We start from the raw sequence: 17,956 nt of genomic DNA, 5'->3' as shown, positions 1-17,956 counted from the left end.
TCCGGCATCTGCCGGGCAGCAAAATTTATAGGTAAACTTAGGAGGAGACGGCTTCATGAGCAAAAAAGATAATCATTTAATGTCCCCCGATCTTATGCCCATCCCCCACGAACAGAAGAAAATCGGCACCCTTGGATTTACGTTTATGTGGGTCGGTATGGCTGTCGTTTTAGCGGCCTTCGCCATCGGTGGAGCAGGGGTCCAGTCCATTCCTCTCATCTGGGTTGTCCTCGGAACTCTTCTCGGTACCGTACTCATCGGTCTTGCCATCACCCTGACCGCTGACATTGGTATCGAACACGGCTTGTCCTTTCCGGTATATATGCGTGCTCCATTCGGGATCGTCGGCACTCATTTCCCATCCATCATCCGCGGAGTAGCTGCCTCGATGTGGTTTGGGATCAATACTTATTTCGGGTCTACGGCCATTAACGGTATTTTAAACATTTTATTCGGCTTTGATAATTGGTTTATCTGTTATATTCTATTTGCTTTATTCCAGCTTTTTAATACGGCCCTGGGGATTAAGGCCGTTGAGAAATTTGCGGATCTGGCCGCACCGATCATTATTCTGATCGGGGTATGGATGTACTTCAATCTTTCAGGTACGGCGGCTGGACAGGGAAAAGACATCTGGTCATGGGTGGAAAGCCCTGTGACCGGTGGAGCAGCCTTTACAGCTTTTGTCATTGTGGTGGTCAGTAACATGGGGTACTGGTCGACACTGGCTGCGGATATTTCATCCATCTCGAGGTTCATTAAAGCTCCAAAGTATGAAAGAAACTGGTTCAAGCGTAACAAAGGGGCCATGGTCGGAAGTCTGGTCGGCCTGCCGCTTACCCAGACGTTTATCGTTGTTCTTGGTGCTGTATCCTACATTGCCGTTTCCAACTTTGACCCGGTCGTCGCTTTACAGGAATCGGCGAGCGGCCTTGTCCTTGGCATTCTGCTCCTCATGATTGTACTGGCTCAGTGGTCGACCAATGTGTCCGCCAATATTGTTCCGGCAGCAACGATCTTTTCCAATGTCGGTGGACCGAAGCTGCCTTTCTGGGCAGGGGTGTTCATAGCAGGGCTTGTCGGAACAGTCATTCAGCCGTGGAGTATTTTTAATCTATTGATTCCGGTCCTCTTAATAGCTGCGGCGATTCTATCTGTCATCGTCGGGATTATCTTTGCCGACTATTATCTATTAAGAAAGCGCCGGATGAATGTGAAGGACTTGTATAGAAGCGGGGGGCAGTATACCTATGACGGCGGAGTCAACTGGGCTGGAATGATTTCCTGGGTGATTGGAAGTGTCTTCGCTTATCTCTTCAGTACGTGGTCCTTCTTCGTCGGATTTGGAATCGGTGCGCTCTGCTATTATCTGCTGGCCAAGCACTGGTACTTTAAAAAACATCCGCAGGCGGAGATCGAGACTCCGAGTGATGAGGACTATCTGGGAATCACAGTCGGCCGGGACTGGATCATTGGTGAAGGATTTGTCGAAGAGAAGCTGGGGAAACGAACAGGAACAGAGGATGTCACACAAAAAGCAGATGCGTAAAGGAGGAAGGACATGTCAGACCATCGTGAATTTTATATGGAACGTGAAAAAATCGATTATTTACTGGAGCAGGGCTACGTCATTAAAGCCGTGACCGAAAATTTGAGCGGAGCTTTTCTGGAGTTTTCGTACACAGGAAGCAATCCGGAACAGCCGGAAGTGGAAAGGCTGCACATCCTTCACCCGGACTCAAGGAAATATTTTTCAACGATTTTATTTCAGCAGCAGAAAAAACAGGAAATAAAATAGGAGGCCTCCCTCCTCAGGCTGTCGAGAGCATTCTCGGCAGCCTTTTTTGATGGATTCCCATAAGGGAGCGGCTGCACATACCGGATAACAGGCCGGCCGTCGTTTTCGTGCGGTGTCTCTTTCATCTTTTTTCTGTCTTTTTTTGAAGTTCCTGTTAAAATAGAAGAAGATGACTTTTTTTATGAAGAATGATGACAGCGCTTACATGTTGAGTCAGTATGGATTTTCTGACCAACAGGGGGAAGGTGGGCGTGAAAAATTCTTAGTCGACAAAGAATTCAGCCTCTATGTGAGATTATCTTACAAGTTGTTCGATTATCACCATCTTTTGGTATACGTTAAAAGAGGGGGGCGTTGTATGAAAGATTCCATGTCTATTGAAAACATTTTGAAACGGGATCACTTTTCATCAGCAAAAGTCATTTCAGGGCATGCAGGACTTTCGAAATCTGTGAAATGGGTGCATGTCTTTGAAATGACGGAAGTAAGAGAAAACCTGAAGGGTGGAGAGCTTATTCTTTCCACAGGATTTGGGTGGAAAAATGATGACGGCTTGTTCCTGACGCTACTGCAGCAGCTGGTTGAACGGAACGTAGCAGGGATCTGCATTGAACTTGGCACGTTTATTCAGGACTTATCAGAGGAAGCTCTGGCTTTTGCAGACGCTCATGACTTTCCGATTATCGTCTTTGAAGAAGAGGTTTCCTTTATTGAAATTACCCGGGGTATTCATGCAGATTTAATCAACCATCAATATGAGCGGATCTCCAGCCTGGAAGATTATGCCCAGCGCTTGAACAAACGCCTGCTTTCCATTGATAACTATTTTGATATTCTTAAAAATCTCCAGCAGTATGTGAATTGCCAATTAATCTATGTAACGAAGGATCATACGGTGGTCACAGTACCACAGCTCAGGGATAAAGAGCGGGAAGAGGCTCTTGCCGAGCTCAATGCCCCGCCGGAAAAGCGGACGCGGTGGGTGTTGAAGCAGCCTGTCCAGGTGCTTGAAAGGGAATTTGCTGTCATTTATTTATTATGCGGGAGGCGGGAACTCGGGGAGTTTGAATCACTTCTTCTCGACCGGACGGCCACCGCTCTTGCCCAGTATCTCCTGCGCGAATTGTATACGGAGGAAAAACGGAAGGCCAGGGAAACGGAGTGGCTGATGGGATGGCTGGAAGGAGAGCATACCGCAGAGGAAGTGGAAAGCCGCTTGAACCATTATAAAATCCAACTGCCTTCCTTCGGGGCTGCAGCGGTGACAGTGAAAATGAACATGGCTGATGGAAGCCGGAAGAATCCGGACGTTACGTATTTGAATATGCTTGTGCAGAATATTTTTGATCAGAATGGTTTTTATGTTTTTCCCGTCGAACGCAGGCAGCTGATTACGTATATTCTGCTGAACCGTAAACAGGAGGATGACTGGAAAACACGGATGAAAACAGGAGTGGACAGATTGAGGAAAATCAGCATGCTGAATGATTCGTCGGTCGCCTCCTTTCAAATTGCTGTTGGAAAATATACGCGTCAGATGGATCATATCAAGGAAAGTTACCAGACAGCCCTGGAAACTCTGACGCTGCAGAGCAGTCTTCCGCCTGAGCAGCACAAATACTTTTATGATGATCTCCATATGTACCGGCTCATCTCCCTTGTACATAAACACAGCAACCTCAATGGGCTGGTGGATGAATATTTAGAGCCGATTATACAGTATGACCAAAAACATAATACGAAGCTTCTGGAAACCTTACGGGTCTACCTCGCGTGCAATGGTTCCAAAAAAGAAACAGCAGACAAGGTCTTTGTTGTCCGCCAGACGCTTTATCACCGGCTGGAGAAGCTGGAAATGCTGCTCGGATCTGACTTTATGGACTGTGAAAAACGACAGGTAATCGAGTTTGCTCTTGTCGCTCATGAATATCAGCAGGCCCTGCATGCCTGACTTTTTACAAGTGTGTTGTCATTATGTGTAAGCGTCCCGGGGATGGTTTAACACAATGTCTAATGAAACCTGTTCTTTAATGTTGGATAATTAAGATAATTCAAATAATTATCCAGGAATGGGGAGGTTTTTCCATGACAAAAGCGGATGTGCAGAATGATATGCTCCAGAAGGACGAAAAGTATGTATGGCACTCCATGAAGCCTTATAAACCTGAAAACACGATGATTGCGAAAAGTGCCAAAGGCTCATGGATCACGGATGTTCAAGGCAATCGCTTTCTGGATGCAATGTCGGGCCTGTGGTGTGTGAATATCGGCTATGGTCGTGAGGAACTGGCAGCGGCTGCTTATGAGCAGATGAAGGAATTGTCCTACATGCCGATGACAGAAAGCCATGAACCCGCGGTAAACCTCGCTGAAAAGATCAATGAGATGCTCGGCGGAGACTATGTCGTCTTCTTTTCCAACAGTGGTTCAGAAGCGAACGAAATGGCATTCAAAATGGTCCGGCAGTATCATCAGCAGAAGGGTGATCATTACCGTTCCAAATTCATCTCCCGCTATCGTGCGTACCATGGAAACTCCACAAGCTCTCTCTCTGCGACAGGTCAGGCGCAGCGAAAATATAAATACGAGCCGCTGGGGTCCGGTTTCTTACATGTGGCACCACCTGATGAATACCGGAACCACCATAGTGAAGCCGACCGCTGGGGAGCGGAGGATATAGATAAGGTCATGACATGGGAATACAATGAAACCATCGCCGGTGTCATTATGGAACCCATCATTACCGGAGGTGGCGTCATTGTTCCCCCGGAAAATTACATGAAGGAAGTCAAATCCATCTGCGAAAAACACGGGGCTTTGATGATTGTTGATGAAGTCATCTGTGGTTTCGGACGGACGGGTCAGCCGTTCGGGTTTATGAATTACGGCGTTCAGCCGGATATCGTTACGATGGCCAAAGGCATTACCAGTGCCTATCTGCCATTATCGGCCACCGCTGTGAAAAGGGAGGTTTATGAAGCCTTCTGTGGGGAGGCGACCTATGATTTCTTCCGGCATATCAATACATTCGGGGGGAGTCCCGCTTCCTGTGCTGTTGCACTGAAGAATATAGAAATCATGGAGAAGGAACAGCTCTTCCAGCGTTCCAGACAGCTTGGTGATGATATCAAAAATGAATTGCACACGCGTCTGCAGGGGCATAAGTATGTAGGGAATGTCAGAGGTAAAGGGATGCTGATCGGAATCGAGATGGTTTCTGATAGAAACACGAAAGAACCTCTGGCTGTGGAAAAAGTGAATGCTGTCATCAAACATTGCAAGGAGAAGGGAATCATTATCGGCAAGAATGGGATGACGGTAGCCGGTTACAATAACATATTAACACTGGCTCCGCCGTTATCCATTGAGGAGGAAGATGTCACCTTCCTGATCAACACATTGGTCGAGGCCGTACACACCCTTTAGATAAAGACAGGAGGTTTTCATCGTGCGTATTGGAATCCCGAAAGAGATTAAAAATAATGAGAATCGGGTGGCTATGACACCGGCAGGGGCTGTCAACCTGATTCAGCAGGGACATGAAGTCTTTTTGGAAACGAAAGCTGGAGAAGGCTCCGGGTTTTCGGATGCTGATTATAAGCAGGTCGGTGTCAATATTGTCGGTTCGGCGTCGGAAGCCTGGGGGCAGCAGATGGTCCTGAAAGTAAAGGAACCCCTTTCTGAGGAATATGGATACTTTTATGAAGGGCTTATTCTATTCACCTATCTTCACCTCGCCGCAGATGAAGAGTTAACCAAGGCACTGGCGGATAAAAAAGTGACGGCCATCGCTTATGAAACGGTTCAGACGGAAAACGGATCCCTGCCGCTGTTAACGCCGATGAGTGAAGTAGCCGGCCGCATGGCTGCTCAAAAAGGAGCCCAGTTTTTAGAACGTCCACCTGGGGGAACCGGTATTCTGCTCGGCGGCGTGCCCGGGGTGAAACGAGGGAAAGTGACGATCATCGGCGGGGGAGTGGTCGGGACAAATGCGGCTAAAATAGCCGTCGGTCTCGGCGCGGAAGTGACGATCATCGACTTAAGTCCGGAGCGCCTTCGTCAGCTGGACGATATTTTTGGATGGCAGATCAATACACTCGTGTCCAATCCATTAAATATCAGTGAGGCGGTCGAAGAATCCGACCTGGTGATTGGGGCTGTCCTTATCCCGGGAGCAAAAGCGCCAAAGCTCGTTACCGAAGCGATGGTCCAGACGATGAAAAAAGGAAGCGTCCTTGTTGATGTAGCCGTCGATCAGGGGGGCATTGTGGAAACGGTGGATCATGTCACGACTCATGATGACCCTGTCTACATCAAACATGGAGTCGTCCATTATGCCGTAGGAAATATGCCGGGGGCCGTTCCGCAGACGTCCACGGTCGCCTTGACGAATGTGACGATCCCCTATGCTTTACAAATTGCCGGCAAAGGGTGGCAGAAAGCCTGTCTGGACAGTCCGGCTCTATGCAAAGGCTTGAACGTTGTCAATGGCTGTGTCACCTATAAACAGGTGGCAGAAGCTCATCAAATGGATTATACAGATGTCCAGAAAGTCCTGGACAGTAAAACGACCCTTCCTAATTAACGGCAGGCGTCCACTCTGTTTCTTTCAGGCTGACGGGAATCATCCTTGTCAGTCTTTTTCCTGTTCAACGGCTTTTTGATTTACAGCAGCCAGGGTATAGTAAGAAGAGTAAATCGAGGAGGTTTTATAGATGAAAGCAGCATGGTTTGAAGAGTTCGGTGCACCGGAAGAGGTTCTGCAGACAGGAGACTTCGCTGCACCTGAACCCGGACACGGAGAAGTGTTGATACGAATGAAAACTTCAGGAGTCAATCCTTCTGATACGAAGAAGCGTCAGGGATCCTTTCAACACTTACTGGATGGCGGACCAGTCATTCCGAATAGTGATGGAGCGGGCGTGATTGAAGCGGTCGGACCTGGAGTTTCCCACGCGCGGATAGGGGAACGGGTGTGGGTCTACCAGGCTCAGTTCCAGCGGCAGCATGGAACAGCAGCAGAGTATTGTGCTGTGGAAAGCCGGAGGGCCGTAAAGCTCCCGGATGAAGTCAGTTTTGAAACAGGGGCGTGTCTCGGAATTCCGGTCATGACCGCCCACCGGAGTGTTTTTGCTGATGGTCCGGTAGAAGGAGAAGTGTTGTTCATCACAGGTGGAGCGGGTCGTGTCGGCTACTACGCCATCCAATGGGCCAAGCTTGCCGGAGCTGTCGTCATTACGACCGCAAGTAATGATGAATCCCGTCATTACTGCCGTGAAGCAGGAGCAGATTTTATTGTGAATCACAAGTCTTCGGATATGGTCGATCAGATCCTCGACTTTACAGGCGGACGGAAAGTGGACCGGGTGATTGATGTGGAGTTCGGGGCGAATCTTGAGAGTGTGCTGGAGATCATCCGTGTCGGAGGAGTGATTGCCACTTATTCCTCGACGGTGGTTCCAGAGCCGGTGCTGCCTTTTCGCAGGATGATGTTTATGGACTTAACCATTCGTATGATTATTGTGTATGATATGCCGGAGGAAGCGAAGCGGGAGGCCGTTGAAGATATTGATGAAGCTCTACGATCCGACCTGCTTCTGCACCGCATCGATAAAATCTATCCATTGGAAGAGATTGCTGAAGCGAATGCGGATATCGATCGTGGCGAAGGGTATGGCTGTGTCATCGTGAACATCGAAGACTAACGGACCATGTCTACCCCTGCTTCTTCGTGAATAGGCTGATAGCAGGAAAGCCTATTTCACTTGAAGGAGACATGTACGATGGATATCATGATGGATTTTACTCCTTATATTGGGCTGGCGGTCGTTTTGTACGCCATCCGCCGGACCCGCCGGGTGTCCAACCGGTTTATTCCGATTATTGCCGTTCTTCTCGGCATCGGTTTTTCGCTGTGGGAAAATGGGCTGAATCCGGAAGCTGTTCTTACAGGATTGAAGTATGCGCTGCTTGGAATTGGAACAGTAGCTGGGATTAAATATTTTCTGGAAAAGAAGGAAAAGGATCCTGGAAATGAGGACAGGAAGCAGGCATAAATGTCTGCTTCCTGTTTTGTCATGAAAAAAGACAGGCATGAGCCTGTCTTCAAGAAGGAAGATGGTGTGCATCGTTTTATTGTTCCCTGCGGCGTACGACTAAAGCGGTTCCACCAAGCACAGAAAGAGTCATCCCCAACAACGCATATGTAGCGTACGGTGCTGAAGTATCAGGCAGCTCCCCGCCTTCCTCTTCACTGGACATCGTTTCTTCTTCTTCGGCTGCATCCTCATCTCCGGAGGATATGTCATCGGAAGATTCCTCTGAACTGTCGGAGGAACTGCTGTCTGGATCCTCACATGGGATACCGTCTCCATCTCTGTCCAAACGCTCTGGATCATTTTCGGCGGAGTAGCCTTTTTCATCCCAGTATTCTTTTGCTTCTTCCTCAGAAGCGAAATCAGGGCAGTCTTTATCTCCGTCATGATTATCGGCACTTACGGCTCCGAAACTACTGAAAATCAAACCAATGGCAAACAGACATGCAAGCAGCTTTTTCAATAGAAAAACCCCTTTTAGATAGATTCACCATCTTCCTGTGTTATTTTTCTATATGTATAGGGGGAATTCCACAAAAAACGCCTTTTCAAACCACTAATTTCCAATATTGTAAATAAAATTGTTTGCATTTGGAAAAATATGATATTCAAATTAGATAAAGTTACCATATATGAGTCCTTTGATTGATTGAGGGGTATGGTAAACTATACTAAGATTTCATTAGGAATGATGATTCATTCCTTGGTTAAGGAGAGAAACGCCGATGCCTAGAACGAAGAGAGAAGATATTTTAGACAGTGCCTTGAAACTGTTTGCCGAACGAGGCTTTGATGCAACGACCATCCCTATGATTGCAGGAGAAGCCAAGGTAGGTGCAGGGACAATCTACCGTTATTTCGAGAACAAGGAAGTTCTTGTGAATACGTTGTTCCAACACTATGTCCAGGCCTTCAAGGGGATGCTGGAGGAGAATTATCCTCAGGAAAGCTCAACAAGGGAGCAGTTTCATCATTTGTTCCAGCGGATGGTGCAGTTCACCAATGCGCACGCGCATGCGCTTTATTTCATTAAAACGCACAACGGGGCTTATTTTTTGAATGAGGCCAGCCGGAAACAGTTTGGTTGTCTTTGGAAGATTCTGCGCGATTTTCTGGACAAGGGGAAAGAGCGCGGGGAAATCCGACAACTGCCATCACTCGCCTTAATTGCTATTATTTTCGGTGGGTTTCTGGAACTTGAACAATTGATCCGGTCAGAAGAGCTGGAAGCCAGTCAGACTTTGCTTCAAGGCGTAGAAGAAAGCTGCTGGGATGCTGTGCGTCATCATCATTGATGGGGCATTTCTTTCATACGTAACGGAATGAATATTCATTCCGCAATTTACTAAAGAGGTGAATGATAGTGAATAAAACAAATACGATTCCACGCCCGAAGGAATATGGACCACTCGGAAATCTGCCTGTCCTTAATAAAGAGAAGCCGATTCAGTCGTTCATGACGATGGCTGAGCAGTATGGTTCTATTTTTCAATTCCAATTTCCGGGAAGAGTCAGCACGTTTATCTCCAGTGCAGATCTGGCTGATGAAATCCTCGATGAGGAGCGATTTGATAAACATGTAGGCCCGGCACTGCAAAAGGTGCGAGCGTTTGGTGGCGACGGCCTCTTCACGAGTGAAACAGGGGAGCCGAACTGGAAAAAGGCTCATAACATTCTGCTTCCAAGCTTCAGTCAGCAGGCGATGAAGGGCTACCACGATAAAATGGTGGATATTGCTGTTCAACTGGTGCAGAAATGGTCCCGGCTGAATGCAGGGGAAGCGGTTCAAGTTCCTGATGATATGACGAGGCTGACGCTTGATACCATCGGTCTGTGTGGATTCAACTTCCGATTCAACAGTTTCTACAGGGAAGATATGCATCCGTTCGTTGAGAAAATGGTCCGCGCTCTGGATGAATCGATGAGCCAGTCCCAGCGTCTCGGCATTCAGGATAAGTTGATGGTGCGGTCTAAACGCCAGTATAAAGAAGATATCGATTATATGTTCCAGCTGGTAGATGGTTTAATTGCTGAGCGGAAAGAGGCAGGCGATCAAGGGGAAGATGATCTTTTATCCCATATGCTGAAAGGGGTGGACCCGGAAACAGGCGAAGGTCTTTCTGATGAGAACATCCGCTTCCAGATCATTACGTTTCTCATTGCGGGGCATGAAACGACGAGCGGTCTTTTATCCTTTGCTCTTTATTTCTTAATGAAGCATCCGGATAAGCGGAAAAAAGCACAGGCGGAAGTAGATGAAGTCCTGGGCGGTGACACCCCATCCTTTAAACAAGTGAAGCAGTTGAAATATGTAAGGATGGTGTTGAATGAAGCTCTTCGTCTCTGGCCGACTGCTCCGGCTTTTTCCGTGTATGCGAGAGAAGATACAACACTTGGCGGCCGGTACGAAGTGGAAAAAGGGGATGCGTTCACTCTGTTGATCCCTGAACTGCACAGAGATAAAGCAGCATGGGGAGAGGATGTGGAAGTCTTTCGACCGGAGCGTTTTGAAGATCCTTCATCCGTACCGTCCAACGCTTTCAAACCGTTCGGGAACGGCCAGAGAGCCTGTATCGGGCAGCAGTTTGCCCTTCATGAAGCCGTACTTGTTCTCGGCATGGTCCTTCAGCACTTTGATTTAGTGGATGACGAGGACTATGAGCTGGATGTGAAAGAAACGCTGACTTTGAAGCCTGAGGGGTTAACGATGAAAGTGAAAACGAGAAAGGAAGTATCGGTCTTCCAAAAACCGGCGGAAGAACCGGCAGCGTCCAGCATAGAAGAACCAGCGATCGCATCGGATGCTCACGGGACGCCTTTGTATGTACTGTATGGATCCAACCTTGGTACAGCAGAAGGAACGGCAAGGGAAATAGCGGAAAAAGGGTCATCTCTTGGCTTCCAAACCGTTACAGCGCCTTTTGATGACTATGTGGGGGGACTGCCTGAAGACGGAACGGTGCTGTTCGTTTCTGCTTCCTATAACGGACACCCGCCTGACAACGCCCGTCGGTTCATGGAATGGATTCCATCACTTGAATCTGGAGCTTTGAATGGCGTGACATATGCGGTATTTGGCTGCGGGGACCGTAACTGGGCAGCTACGTATCAGCGGATTCCTCAGGTAATTGACGAAGAATTGACAGCGAAAGGAGCGGAACGTCTGCTTGTTCGTGGAGAGGGAGATGCCAGTGATGACTTCGACGGCGATCTGGAAGCGTGGCAGGAAAGTCTTTGGAAGGAACTGGCTGCTCATTATGATTTAGAAGTGACAAAGACGGCAGAGCAGTCGAGTTCGATCGCCATGGAGTATGTGAGCGGCACCAGCTACACACCACTGGGGCAGTCCTATGATGCCTTTACAGCAGATGTGGTGGAGAATCGTGAGCTTCACCAAGCAGGTGAGCGGAGTACGAGACACGTTGAACTTCTGCTGCCGGAAGGAACCGCCTATCAGGAAGGGGACCACCTTGGTGTCGTTCCGGAGAACCATGAAGCGCTTGTAGAACGGGTGCTGGAACGTTTTTCTCTTAAAAAAGAAGCATTTGTCGTTTTGAATGAAGGCGCAGGGAAGGCGAAGCACCTGCCATCAGGGCAGCCTGTCCAGATGGGGGAACTGTTATCCTCCTACGTTGAACTTCAGGAACCGGCTACGCGGGCGCAGCTTCGTGCCCTTGCCGCCAGTAATCCCTGTCCTCCCCATAAGCAGGAGCTGGAACGCCTGACAGAAGGCGAAGTCTACAAAAAGGAGATTCTTGCTAAACGACGGACGATGCTCGAATTGCTGGAGGAATATGATTCCTGTCTGATGGAATTTGAGCAGTTCCTTGCTCTGCTTCCACCGCTTCGTGTCCGTTACTATTCCATTTCAAGTTCGCCGGCTGCAGGAAAAGAGCGGGTGAGTATCACCGTCAGCGTCGTGAAGGGGAAAGCCTGGAGTGGTCAAGGAGAATACAAAGGGATTGCATCCAATTACCTGGCGCACCTCGACGCAGGAGATAAAATCGCCTGCTTTATCCGGACCCCGGAGACGGACTTCCAGCCGCCGGAGGATCCACAGACACCGGTCATTATGGTTGGACCAGGGACGGGAATTGCTCCATTCCGGGGATTCATCCAGCAGCGGACCCATCTTCGAGATGAAGGGGAAGACCTGGGAGAAGCTTATGTCTATTTCGGATGCCGTCATCCTCAGCAGGATTTCCTGTATGAAGAAGAGTTGAGGGAAGCAGAGGCAGAAGGGTTGATCACGTTGAACACCGCGTTTTCAAGGTGTGAAAATCAACCGAAAACGTATGTTCAGCACATCATGGATCAAGACAAAGACATTCTGGTTCCACTGTTGGAGCAGGGAGCGCATCTTTACATCTGCGGAGATGGAAGCCGGATGGCTCCTGAGGTTCTGGAAACGTTGAAGAGCAGTTATCAGGCAGTCAGAGGGGCAGATGATGAAGCAGCTGCAGCCTGGCTCGATCAATTGGAGAAAGAAGGCAGACTGGCCAAAGATGTGTGGGCCGGAGCCTGAATATAAAAAAACGCATGAGGCCCAGGGCCTCATGCGTTTTAGTTTGTCTGCATTTTTTTCTTTTTACGTGCTTTCTCTTTTTCGATCTGCTTACTGCGGAGCTGGCCGCAGGCTGCGTCGATATCTGTTCCGTGTTCGGTACGAACCCCGCATTTGATGCCGTGGTCCATCAACGTCTGATAGAAAGTCAGAATGGCTTCCTTCTCACTGCGTTCGTAAGGATGGTCCGCTACAGGGTTGTAGGGGATCAGGTTGACATAGGACAAGTGACGCTTATCCTTCAACAGGGCAGCAAGTTCTTCGGCTTCTTTTTTATGATCGTTTACATCGCGAAGCAGAATGTACTCGAACGTAATTCTCCGGTTGGTTTTCTCCAGGTAATAATCAATGGCCGGCATCAGCTTTTCTAGCGGATAGGCGCGGTTGATCTTCATAATCTGAGTCCGAAGCTCGTTGTTCGGGGCATGGATGGATAAGGCAAGGTTGACTTGAATGCCTTCATCCGCAAACTCGTACATTTTTGGTGCGATTCCACTGGTGGATACCGTGATGTGACGGGCACCGATGGAAAGACCTTTCTTATCGTTGACGACGTTCAGGAAATCCATCAGGTTATCATAGTTATCGAATGGTTCTCCGATGCCCATGACGACAATGTGGCTGACACGCTCATCTTTGCCCTGCTTATCCAGGTGGTGCTGGACCTGCATGATCTGTTCCACGATTTCCCCGCTTGTCAGATCACGGCTTTTCCGGAGAATACCGCTGGCACAGAATGAACAGCCGATGTTACAGCCGACTTGTGTTGTTACACAGACGGAAAGTCCGTAGTTGAAACGCATCAATACGGTTTCAATGACGTTCCCATCATCCAGTTTGAATAGAAATTTAATCGTACCATCCTGGGACTCCTGTTTAATTTCCTCGGTCAAAGTTTCGATCGTAAAATGCTCATCCAGAAGGTCAATACAGGATTGGTTGACGTTTTTCATCTGCGAGAACTCTGTTACACGCTTTTGATACAGCCAGTCCCACACCTGCTTGGAGCGGAATTTCTTTTCCCCATGCTCCTCAAGCCAGCTGGTCAGCTGTTCAAACGTCAATCCGTAAATGGATTGTTTCATATATACGCTCCTCTTTAAAAAAAATCACTATTTCTATCATAAGCGATTTTAACAGGGAGAACAACATCCAGGCCAATGTTATAATTTTGTGAAAATCCCGGCGCAGGTGAATGTCCGCTGGAGGGCTGGCAGGAGGCGCATGGTTACTCCTCGACCTCAATCAAGAGGGTGCGGGTTTTGAATCCTCCTCTTTCTTTACGGCGGTGCTGGCGGATATGTTCGATCTCCTCGATCGTCGCACCGTGTGTATAGGTGAGTTCGTGAATAACCTCCATCATATCTGCGAGCCTGGTGAGGGATTCACGGTTTTCTTTTGTAGAGGAATAGCCGTCGACGACCTCCTGGAGTTTCTTTGTAAGAGTTTCCTTATATTCTTGGCCTTCCAGCTGCCTCGTTCGGATGGTTTTCCCGGAATCCTCTAATCTCATGGGTGTGTAATCCCGGACAAGCCTGTTCTTCTGATCTATATTTTCCACTCTCCTTTCGCCTATACCTTTCCTTACCTTTTTTGTCGAAAAGGGAAACAACCGGCGTTTCTTTTGTTATGACCATAAAGGAATCAGAGGCCTCAATGATGACTCTGGAAGGGTTTGAATGATTGTGATGTCCGGACGGTTTTCTTCTATATAAAGAAAGGGCTGAGCAGGAGACACACGTTTTTAGAAAAGCTGTGGTAGAGTAGAAGGTGTTTCTGAATAAACCCCGGGTTGTATAAGGGGAAGCAGAACGAGCATGATAAAATGAACCCTTTCTGTAAAAGGAGATGAAACGGATGGAATTTAAAGTTCAATGGAATGGAGATATGGCGTTTTCAGGAGATACTCCTTCCGGCCATACCGTAAACATGGATGCCGGGGAAGAGTCCGGCGGGAAGAATGGCGGAGCCAGACCGACCGAGCTGTTAATGAATGCTGTAGCCGGATGCACAGGTATTGATATCATTTCCATCTTGAAGAAGATGCGTCTTCCAATAGAAGATTTTCATATGGATGTCAGCGGTGACCGGGCGGAGGAACACCCGCGCAAGTTTACAACCATGCACATCCATTACGATTTAAAAGGAGACCTTCCGGAAGAAAAGGTCGTTCGGGCGATCCAGTTGTCCAAAGATAAATACTGCTCTGTATCCCACTCGGTCAGTGCGGAATTGACCGTGAGCTATTCCATTAATGGAGTCCAGGGTACAAAAACGTTGTAAAACGAAAAAAACCTCTCAGGCGGCATACCTGAGAGGTTTTTTTATGAGGATGCCTGCAGCAGACGGAGGACGGACTGATGGCAGTGGGATTTATAACTGGCGTGCCTGCCATCATCCTGACTCATCAGCCACTGGATCAAGGTTCCGTCGATCATGCTTCGGATGCTGATGGCTGCCTGCTCCACATCCTCGACGTGAAAGACGCCTTCCTCCAGTCCCTGTGTAATGATTTCACGTCCGATGGACCAGCAGTTTTCATAAAATTGCTGATTGATCTGCCTGTACCTTTCCTGGTGCTTCATTTGAGACAGATAATCAAGGTAGACGCTGTAAAACGTTTTATTTTCTTCAGGGCTGACAAACACTTGATTGATATAAGCTTCGAGCTTTTCAAGAGCTGTTTCCTTTAATTCGATAGAAGCGGCTTCCTTTTCGTAAATGCGTGTCGTAATCCATTCCAACAGGTGGGAAAAGACATCTACTTTATTTTTAAAATAATAATTGGTCACGCCTTTACTCACTTCAGCATAATCCGCAATATCCTGAAGCGTAACAGAATCATATCCTTTGGCAGCCACTGCTTCAAAAGCGGCTTTCAAAATCTGTTGTCGTCGCTGCTCTGCTTTCTTAGCCATAAGCTTACCTCCTATACTAACCATCTATTATACAAGAACAAAAGCTGACATGAAAATATTTTTTCTGACCGGATAGAATAATTTGACCAGTCAGTATAAAATGTCTTACGATGGGAATAGATCTTTTGAAAAGCTGAAAGGAGAGGTCACACATGAGTGAAGCATTTAAGGCATTTGTTGTGAATAAAACGGAAGATGATTTTACAGCGGACATTCAGTCTCTGACATTGAATGACCTGCCTGAAGGGGATGTAACCATTCAGGTTCATTATTCCAGCGTCAACTATAAGGATGGTCTGGCAAGTATTCCACAAGGAAAAATTGTCCAGTCTTATCCGTTCGTACCGGGAATCGACCTGGCCGGAACGGTGGTATCTTCAGATGACTCCCGCTATGAGGAAGGACAGAAGGTCATCGTGACCAGCTATGAGCTGGGCGTTTCCCATTTCGGCGGCTACAGTGAGTATGCATGTGTTCCAGGAGACTGGATCATTCCGCTTCCGGAAAACCTGAGCCTCTCAGAAGCCATGGTCTTCGGGACAGCTGGATTTACAGCAGCCTTGTCTGTCCATAAGCTTGAGCAGGCAGGTGTGAAACCGGAGGACGGTTCCATCCTGGTATCTGGAGCGACCGGCGGTGTCGGAAGTATGGCTGTGGCTATGCTGAAGAAGCGCGGGTATCACGTAACAGCAAGCACAGGGAAAGAATCCGAGCATGACTACTTGAAGCATCTTGGAGCACAGGACATTATTCCGCGCGAAGAGCTGTCTCCGGAAAAAGTCCGTGCGTTGAGCAAGCAGCGCTGGGCTGGGGCTGTGGATCCTGTCGGTGGAAAAACACTGGCGACGATCCTGAGTGAAATGAAATACGGCGGTGCCGTTGCCGTAAGTGGTCTGACAGCCGGGACAAGCGTTCCAACGACGGTGTTCCCGTTTATCCTGCGCAGTGTCAACCTTCTCGGTATTGATTCCGTTTACTGCCCGATTGAGACACGGAAAACGATCTGGAACCGGATTGCGGATGATCTGAAGCCGGAGGGTCTTGATGAAATGAAAAATGAGATCACATTCGATCAGCTGCCACAGACACTTTCCGATATCCTTGAAGGAAAAACACGGGGACGTACAATCGTTAAAGTAACAGAAGAATAATGGAGAAAGAGCCCGGTCTTTGGACCGGGCTCTTTCTGGTTTCCACTGGCGGATCATCTCCTGCTTTCCTGTGTTACAGACATCTATTGTCCAACATGGGATTACAAAGGGTTGTCTCTAGTAAAAATGAACCTATATCAACAATGAAGGGTCCGGGCACAAACCGAGCCTTTTTATAGGAAAGCATTTATGAGCACCTGCTTCCCTCTATACATCAGCAGCGAAAGGCTTGATGGATAAAACCACAGATGATGTGGAAAGGATTACAGGAGAACGACCGGCAGATTTACGTGAATATATAAAGCGCCACAACCCAAAAGGCAGGGCCGCTGTATAAGGGAAGGGGACCTGTGGGGTTGATGTGCCGCTTTTTTTTAGATGCCAGCAGCGGCCATTTGTTGTAGGATGAACGTAACAGAAATACAAACCATTCTATTGGCTCCAGCCGGGCCTGTGACGGCTCTATGCCGGGGTTGTGCTTTTATGTGAGCGGTTGCCCCTTCAGGGGTGCTGTTGCTTTTGAGAGGAATTGTTCTGTTGGTTTGGAATGATACAGCAAGGATGGAAGCGGAAAAGCCGCCTGTGACAGACTGGAGCATGCAGGATGAATAAGCCATAATGGAAACAGGAGAGGAAAGGGGGATGTTGTCTGCTTTTTCTTTTACTTTGTATCTACGCAGCGATTCTTTGGATCAGTTTTGAGAAAACCGTGAAAAAGGGGAGGTTGCGCAGGTGGACTGGAGCAGGAATTGCTCTTCTTTCTCTGCTGGCTTTTATTTTCGCTCCTTTATTTGCGGCAGCACGTCCGCCGGAACAGGCGCTGTCGACGGCTTTTACTGTATTCCTCGTTCATTTGGTTCCAGCCCTTGGAGGCACAGCCTTAACCATTACAGGATTTTTTACGTCCGATGACAACTAGGGAGGATGTATGCCTGAAATTATTCACTATCAATTCATAAAGGCTCCGGTTTCGCAGGTGTTTGACGCGGCACGGAGCGTTGATCTGCATACGAAGAGCATGACACAATCGAAAGAGAAAGCGGTCGGCGGTGTGACTGCAGGGTTGATGGAGGAAGGGGACACCGTCACCTGGGAAGCCGTTCATTTCGGCGTCCGGCAGCGTTTGACGGCACGGATTGTTTCCATGCAGTTTCCTTATCGGTTCGTCGATGTGATGGAACAAGGCGTTTTCCATTCCTTTACCCATACTCATGATTTCATTGAAAAAGAGGAGGGGACATGGATGGTGGATACGTTTGTTTATCAGTCGCCCCTTGGGATCCTTGGACGGATGGCCGACCGGCTGTTTTTGGAGAAGTATATGACAAGGATGCTGAAAAATCGGGCAGTGGTTTTAAAAAATGAGCTTGAAAAAGACGGATGACATGAGGTCATCCGTCTTTTCAGTTTGTAGAGAAACCCCTGTTTCT

At 48.1% G+C, this 17,956-nt stretch carries 17 protein-coding genes; 13 read left to right on the top strand and 4 right to left on the bottom strand.

Annotated elements, in window-relative coordinates:
• Positions 1-55: 55 nt before the first annotated feature.
• From GLV97_RS13665 to GLV97_RS13635, 7 genes are all read left to right on the top strand, one after another.
• A complete protein-coding gene (locus GLV97_RS13665) occupies positions 56-1,549 on the top strand; it encodes an NCS1 family transporter (RefSeq protein WP_160834959.1) in 1,494 nt (497 codons plus the stop codon).
• Positions 1,550-1,561: 12 nt separating this feature from the next.
• Positions 1,562-1,798, top strand: a complete 237-nt coding sequence (locus tag GLV97_RS13660) for a hypothetical protein (protein WP_160834960.1) — start codon at positions 1,562-1,564, stop codon at positions 1,796-1,798.
• A 358-nt stretch (positions 1,799-2,156) separates the two neighbouring features.
• Positions 2,157-3,749 carry a PucR family transcriptional regulator gene (locus tag GLV97_RS13655; protein WP_160841611.1) on the top strand — a complete coding sequence of 531 codons (1,593 nt, stop codon included), beginning with the start codon at positions 2,157-2,159 and terminating at the stop codon, positions 3,747-3,749.
• Between the two features lie 134 nt (positions 3,750-3,883).
• Positions 3,884-5,224: an aspartate aminotransferase family protein gene (locus GLV97_RS13650; RefSeq protein ID WP_160889882.1), complete on the top strand. Its 1,341-nt coding sequence runs from the start codon at positions 3,884-3,886 to the stop codon at positions 5,222-5,224.
• A 22-nt stretch (positions 5,225-5,246) separates the two neighbouring features.
• Positions 5,247-6,383 (top strand): alanine dehydrogenase, encoded by a 1,137-nt coding sequence (gene ald, locus GLV97_RS13645; RefSeq protein ID WP_160889881.1) that lies wholly within the window; start codon positions 5,247-5,249, stop codon positions 6,381-6,383.
• Positions 6,384-6,513: 130 nt separating this feature from the next.
• The gene (locus GLV97_RS13640; protein WP_160889880.1) at positions 6,514-7,503 is read left to right on the top strand and encodes an NADPH:quinone reductase; all 990 of its coding nucleotides are present in this window, start codon (positions 6,514-6,516) and stop codon (positions 7,501-7,503) included.
• Between the two features lie 78 nt (positions 7,504-7,581).
• Positions 7,582-7,854, top strand: a complete 273-nt coding sequence (locus GLV97_RS13635) for a phage holin family protein (RefSeq protein WP_160834965.1) — start codon at positions 7,582-7,584, stop codon at positions 7,852-7,854.
• Between the two features lie 76 nt (positions 7,855-7,930).
• On the opposite strand, the gene GLV97_RS13630 is transcribed toward GLV97_RS13635, so the two are convergent.
• Positions 7,931-8,356, bottom strand: a complete 426-nt coding sequence (locus GLV97_RS13630) for an excalibur calcium-binding domain-containing protein (RefSeq protein WP_160889879.1) — start codon at positions 8,354-8,356, stop codon at positions 7,931-7,933.
• Positions 8,357-8,618: 262 nt separating this feature from the next.
• On the opposite strand from GLV97_RS13630, the gene GLV97_RS13625 reads away from it, so the two are divergent.
• Positions 8,619-9,188 (top strand): TetR/AcrR family transcriptional regulator, encoded by a 570-nt coding sequence (locus tag GLV97_RS13625; RefSeq protein WP_160834967.1) that lies wholly within the window; start codon positions 8,619-8,621, stop codon positions 9,186-9,188.
• A 68-nt stretch (positions 9,189-9,256) separates the two neighbouring features.
• Positions 9,257-12,418 (top strand): bifunctional cytochrome P450/NADPH--P450 reductase, encoded by a 3,162-nt coding sequence (locus GLV97_RS13620; RefSeq protein WP_423784971.1) that lies wholly within the window; start codon positions 9,257-9,259, stop codon positions 12,416-12,418.
• 38 nt (positions 12,419-12,456) lie between these two features.
• Here GLV97_RS13620 and rlmN read toward each other — a convergent pair whose 3' ends face one another.
• Positions 12,457-13,542, bottom strand: a complete 1,086-nt coding sequence (gene rlmN, locus GLV97_RS13615; protein WP_160841608.1) for a 23S rRNA (adenine(2503)-C(2))-methyltransferase RlmN — start codon at positions 13,540-13,542, stop codon at positions 12,457-12,459.
• 143 nt (positions 13,543-13,685) lie between these two features.
• The gene (locus GLV97_RS13610) at positions 13,686-13,970 is read right to left on the bottom strand and encodes a nucleoside triphosphate pyrophosphohydrolase (RefSeq protein ID WP_160889877.1); all 285 of its coding nucleotides are present in this window, start codon (positions 13,968-13,970) and stop codon (positions 13,686-13,688) included.
• A gap of 344 nt (positions 13,971-14,314) precedes the next feature.
• Here GLV97_RS13610 and GLV97_RS13605 point away from each other — a divergent pair, with 344 nt between their 5' ends.
• Positions 14,315-14,740 carry an OsmC family protein gene (locus GLV97_RS13605; RefSeq protein WP_160834971.1) on the top strand — a complete coding sequence of 142 codons (426 nt, stop codon included), beginning with the start codon at positions 14,315-14,317 and terminating at the stop codon, positions 14,738-14,740.
• Between the two features lie 41 nt (positions 14,741-14,781).
• Here GLV97_RS13605 and GLV97_RS13600 read toward each other — a convergent pair whose 3' ends face one another.
• Positions 14,782-15,375: a TetR/AcrR family transcriptional regulator gene (locus GLV97_RS13600; RefSeq protein WP_160834972.1), complete on the bottom strand. Its 594-nt coding sequence runs from the start codon at positions 15,373-15,375 to the stop codon at positions 14,782-14,784.
• Between the two features lie 152 nt (positions 15,376-15,527).
• On the opposite strand from GLV97_RS13600, the gene GLV97_RS13595 reads away from it, so the two are divergent.
• From GLV97_RS13595 to GLV97_RS13585, 3 genes are all read left to right on the top strand, one after another.
• Positions 15,528-16,526 carry an NADPH:quinone oxidoreductase family protein gene (locus tag GLV97_RS13595; RefSeq protein ID WP_160889876.1) on the top strand — a complete coding sequence of 333 codons (999 nt, stop codon included), beginning with the start codon at positions 15,528-15,530 and terminating at the stop codon, positions 16,524-16,526.
• 724 nt (positions 16,527-17,250) lie between these two features.
• The gene (locus GLV97_RS13590; RefSeq protein WP_160841605.1) at positions 17,251-17,445 is read left to right on the top strand and encodes a hypothetical protein; all 195 of its coding nucleotides are present in this window, start codon (positions 17,251-17,253) and stop codon (positions 17,443-17,445) included.
• A gap of 9 nt (positions 17,446-17,454) precedes the next feature.
• Positions 17,455-17,910, top strand: coding sequence for an SRPBCC family protein (locus GLV97_RS13585; protein ID WP_160841604.1), 456 nt, complete (start codon positions 17,455-17,457; stop codon positions 17,908-17,910).
• Positions 17,911-17,956 lie beyond the last annotated feature (46 nt).

The organism is Halobacillus litoralis (genome assembly GCF_009856355.1).
Classification (GTDB): Bacteria; Bacillota; Bacilli; order Bacillales; family Halobacillaceae; genus Halobacillus; species Halobacillus litoralis_B.
The sequence above is the reverse complement of the archived record's forward strand: the minus strand, read 5'-3'. Positions and strand labels throughout refer to the sequence as shown.

Excerpts from the sequence above, each read along its gene's own strand:
- GLV97_RS13605 (WP_160834971.1), top strand. The coding sequence starts at position 14,315 with ATGGAATTTAAAGTTCAATGGAATGGAGATATGGCGTTTTCAGGAGAT.
- GLV97_RS13635 (WP_160834965.1), top strand. The coding sequence starts at position 7,582 with ATGGATATCATGATGGATTTTACTCCTTATATTGGGCTGGCGGTCGTT.
- GLV97_RS13650 (WP_160889882.1), top strand. The coding sequence starts at position 3,884 with ATGACAAAAGCGGATGTGCAGAATGATATGCTCCAGAAGGACGAAAAG.
- GLV97_RS13595 (WP_160889876.1), top strand. The coding sequence starts at position 15,528 with ATGAGTGAAGCATTTAAGGCATTTGTTGTGAATAAAACGGAAGATGAT.
- GLV97_RS13640 (WP_160889880.1), top strand. The coding sequence starts at position 6,514 with ATGAAAGCAGCATGGTTTGAAGAGTTCGGTGCACCGGAAGAGGTTCTG.
- rlmN (WP_160841608.1), bottom strand. The coding sequence starts at position 13,542 with ATGAAACAATCCATTTACGGATTGACGTTTGAACAGCTGACCAGCTGG.
- GLV97_RS13600 (WP_160834972.1), bottom strand. The coding sequence starts at position 15,375 with ATGGCTAAGAAAGCAGAGCAGCGACGACAACAGATTTTGAAAGCCGCT.
- GLV97_RS13610 (WP_160889877.1), bottom strand. The coding sequence starts at position 13,970 with ATGAGATTAGAGGATTCCGGGAAAACCATCCGAACGAGGCAGCTGGAA.
- GLV97_RS13585 (WP_160841604.1), top strand. The coding sequence starts at position 17,455 with ATGCCTGAAATTATTCACTATCAATTCATAAAGGCTCCGGTTTCGCAG.
- GLV97_RS13625 (WP_160834967.1), top strand. The coding sequence starts at position 8,619 with ATGCCTAGAACGAAGAGAGAAGATATTTTAGACAGTGCCTTGAAACTG.
- GLV97_RS13665 (WP_160834959.1), top strand. The coding sequence starts at position 56 with ATGAGCAAAAAAGATAATCATTTAATGTCCCCCGATCTTATGCCCATC.
- GLV97_RS13655 (WP_160841611.1), top strand. The coding sequence starts at position 2,157 with ATGAAAGATTCCATGTCTATTGAAAACATTTTGAAACGGGATCACTTT.
- GLV97_RS13660 (WP_160834960.1), top strand. The coding sequence starts at position 1,562 with ATGTCAGACCATCGTGAATTTTATATGGAACGTGAAAAAATCGATTAT.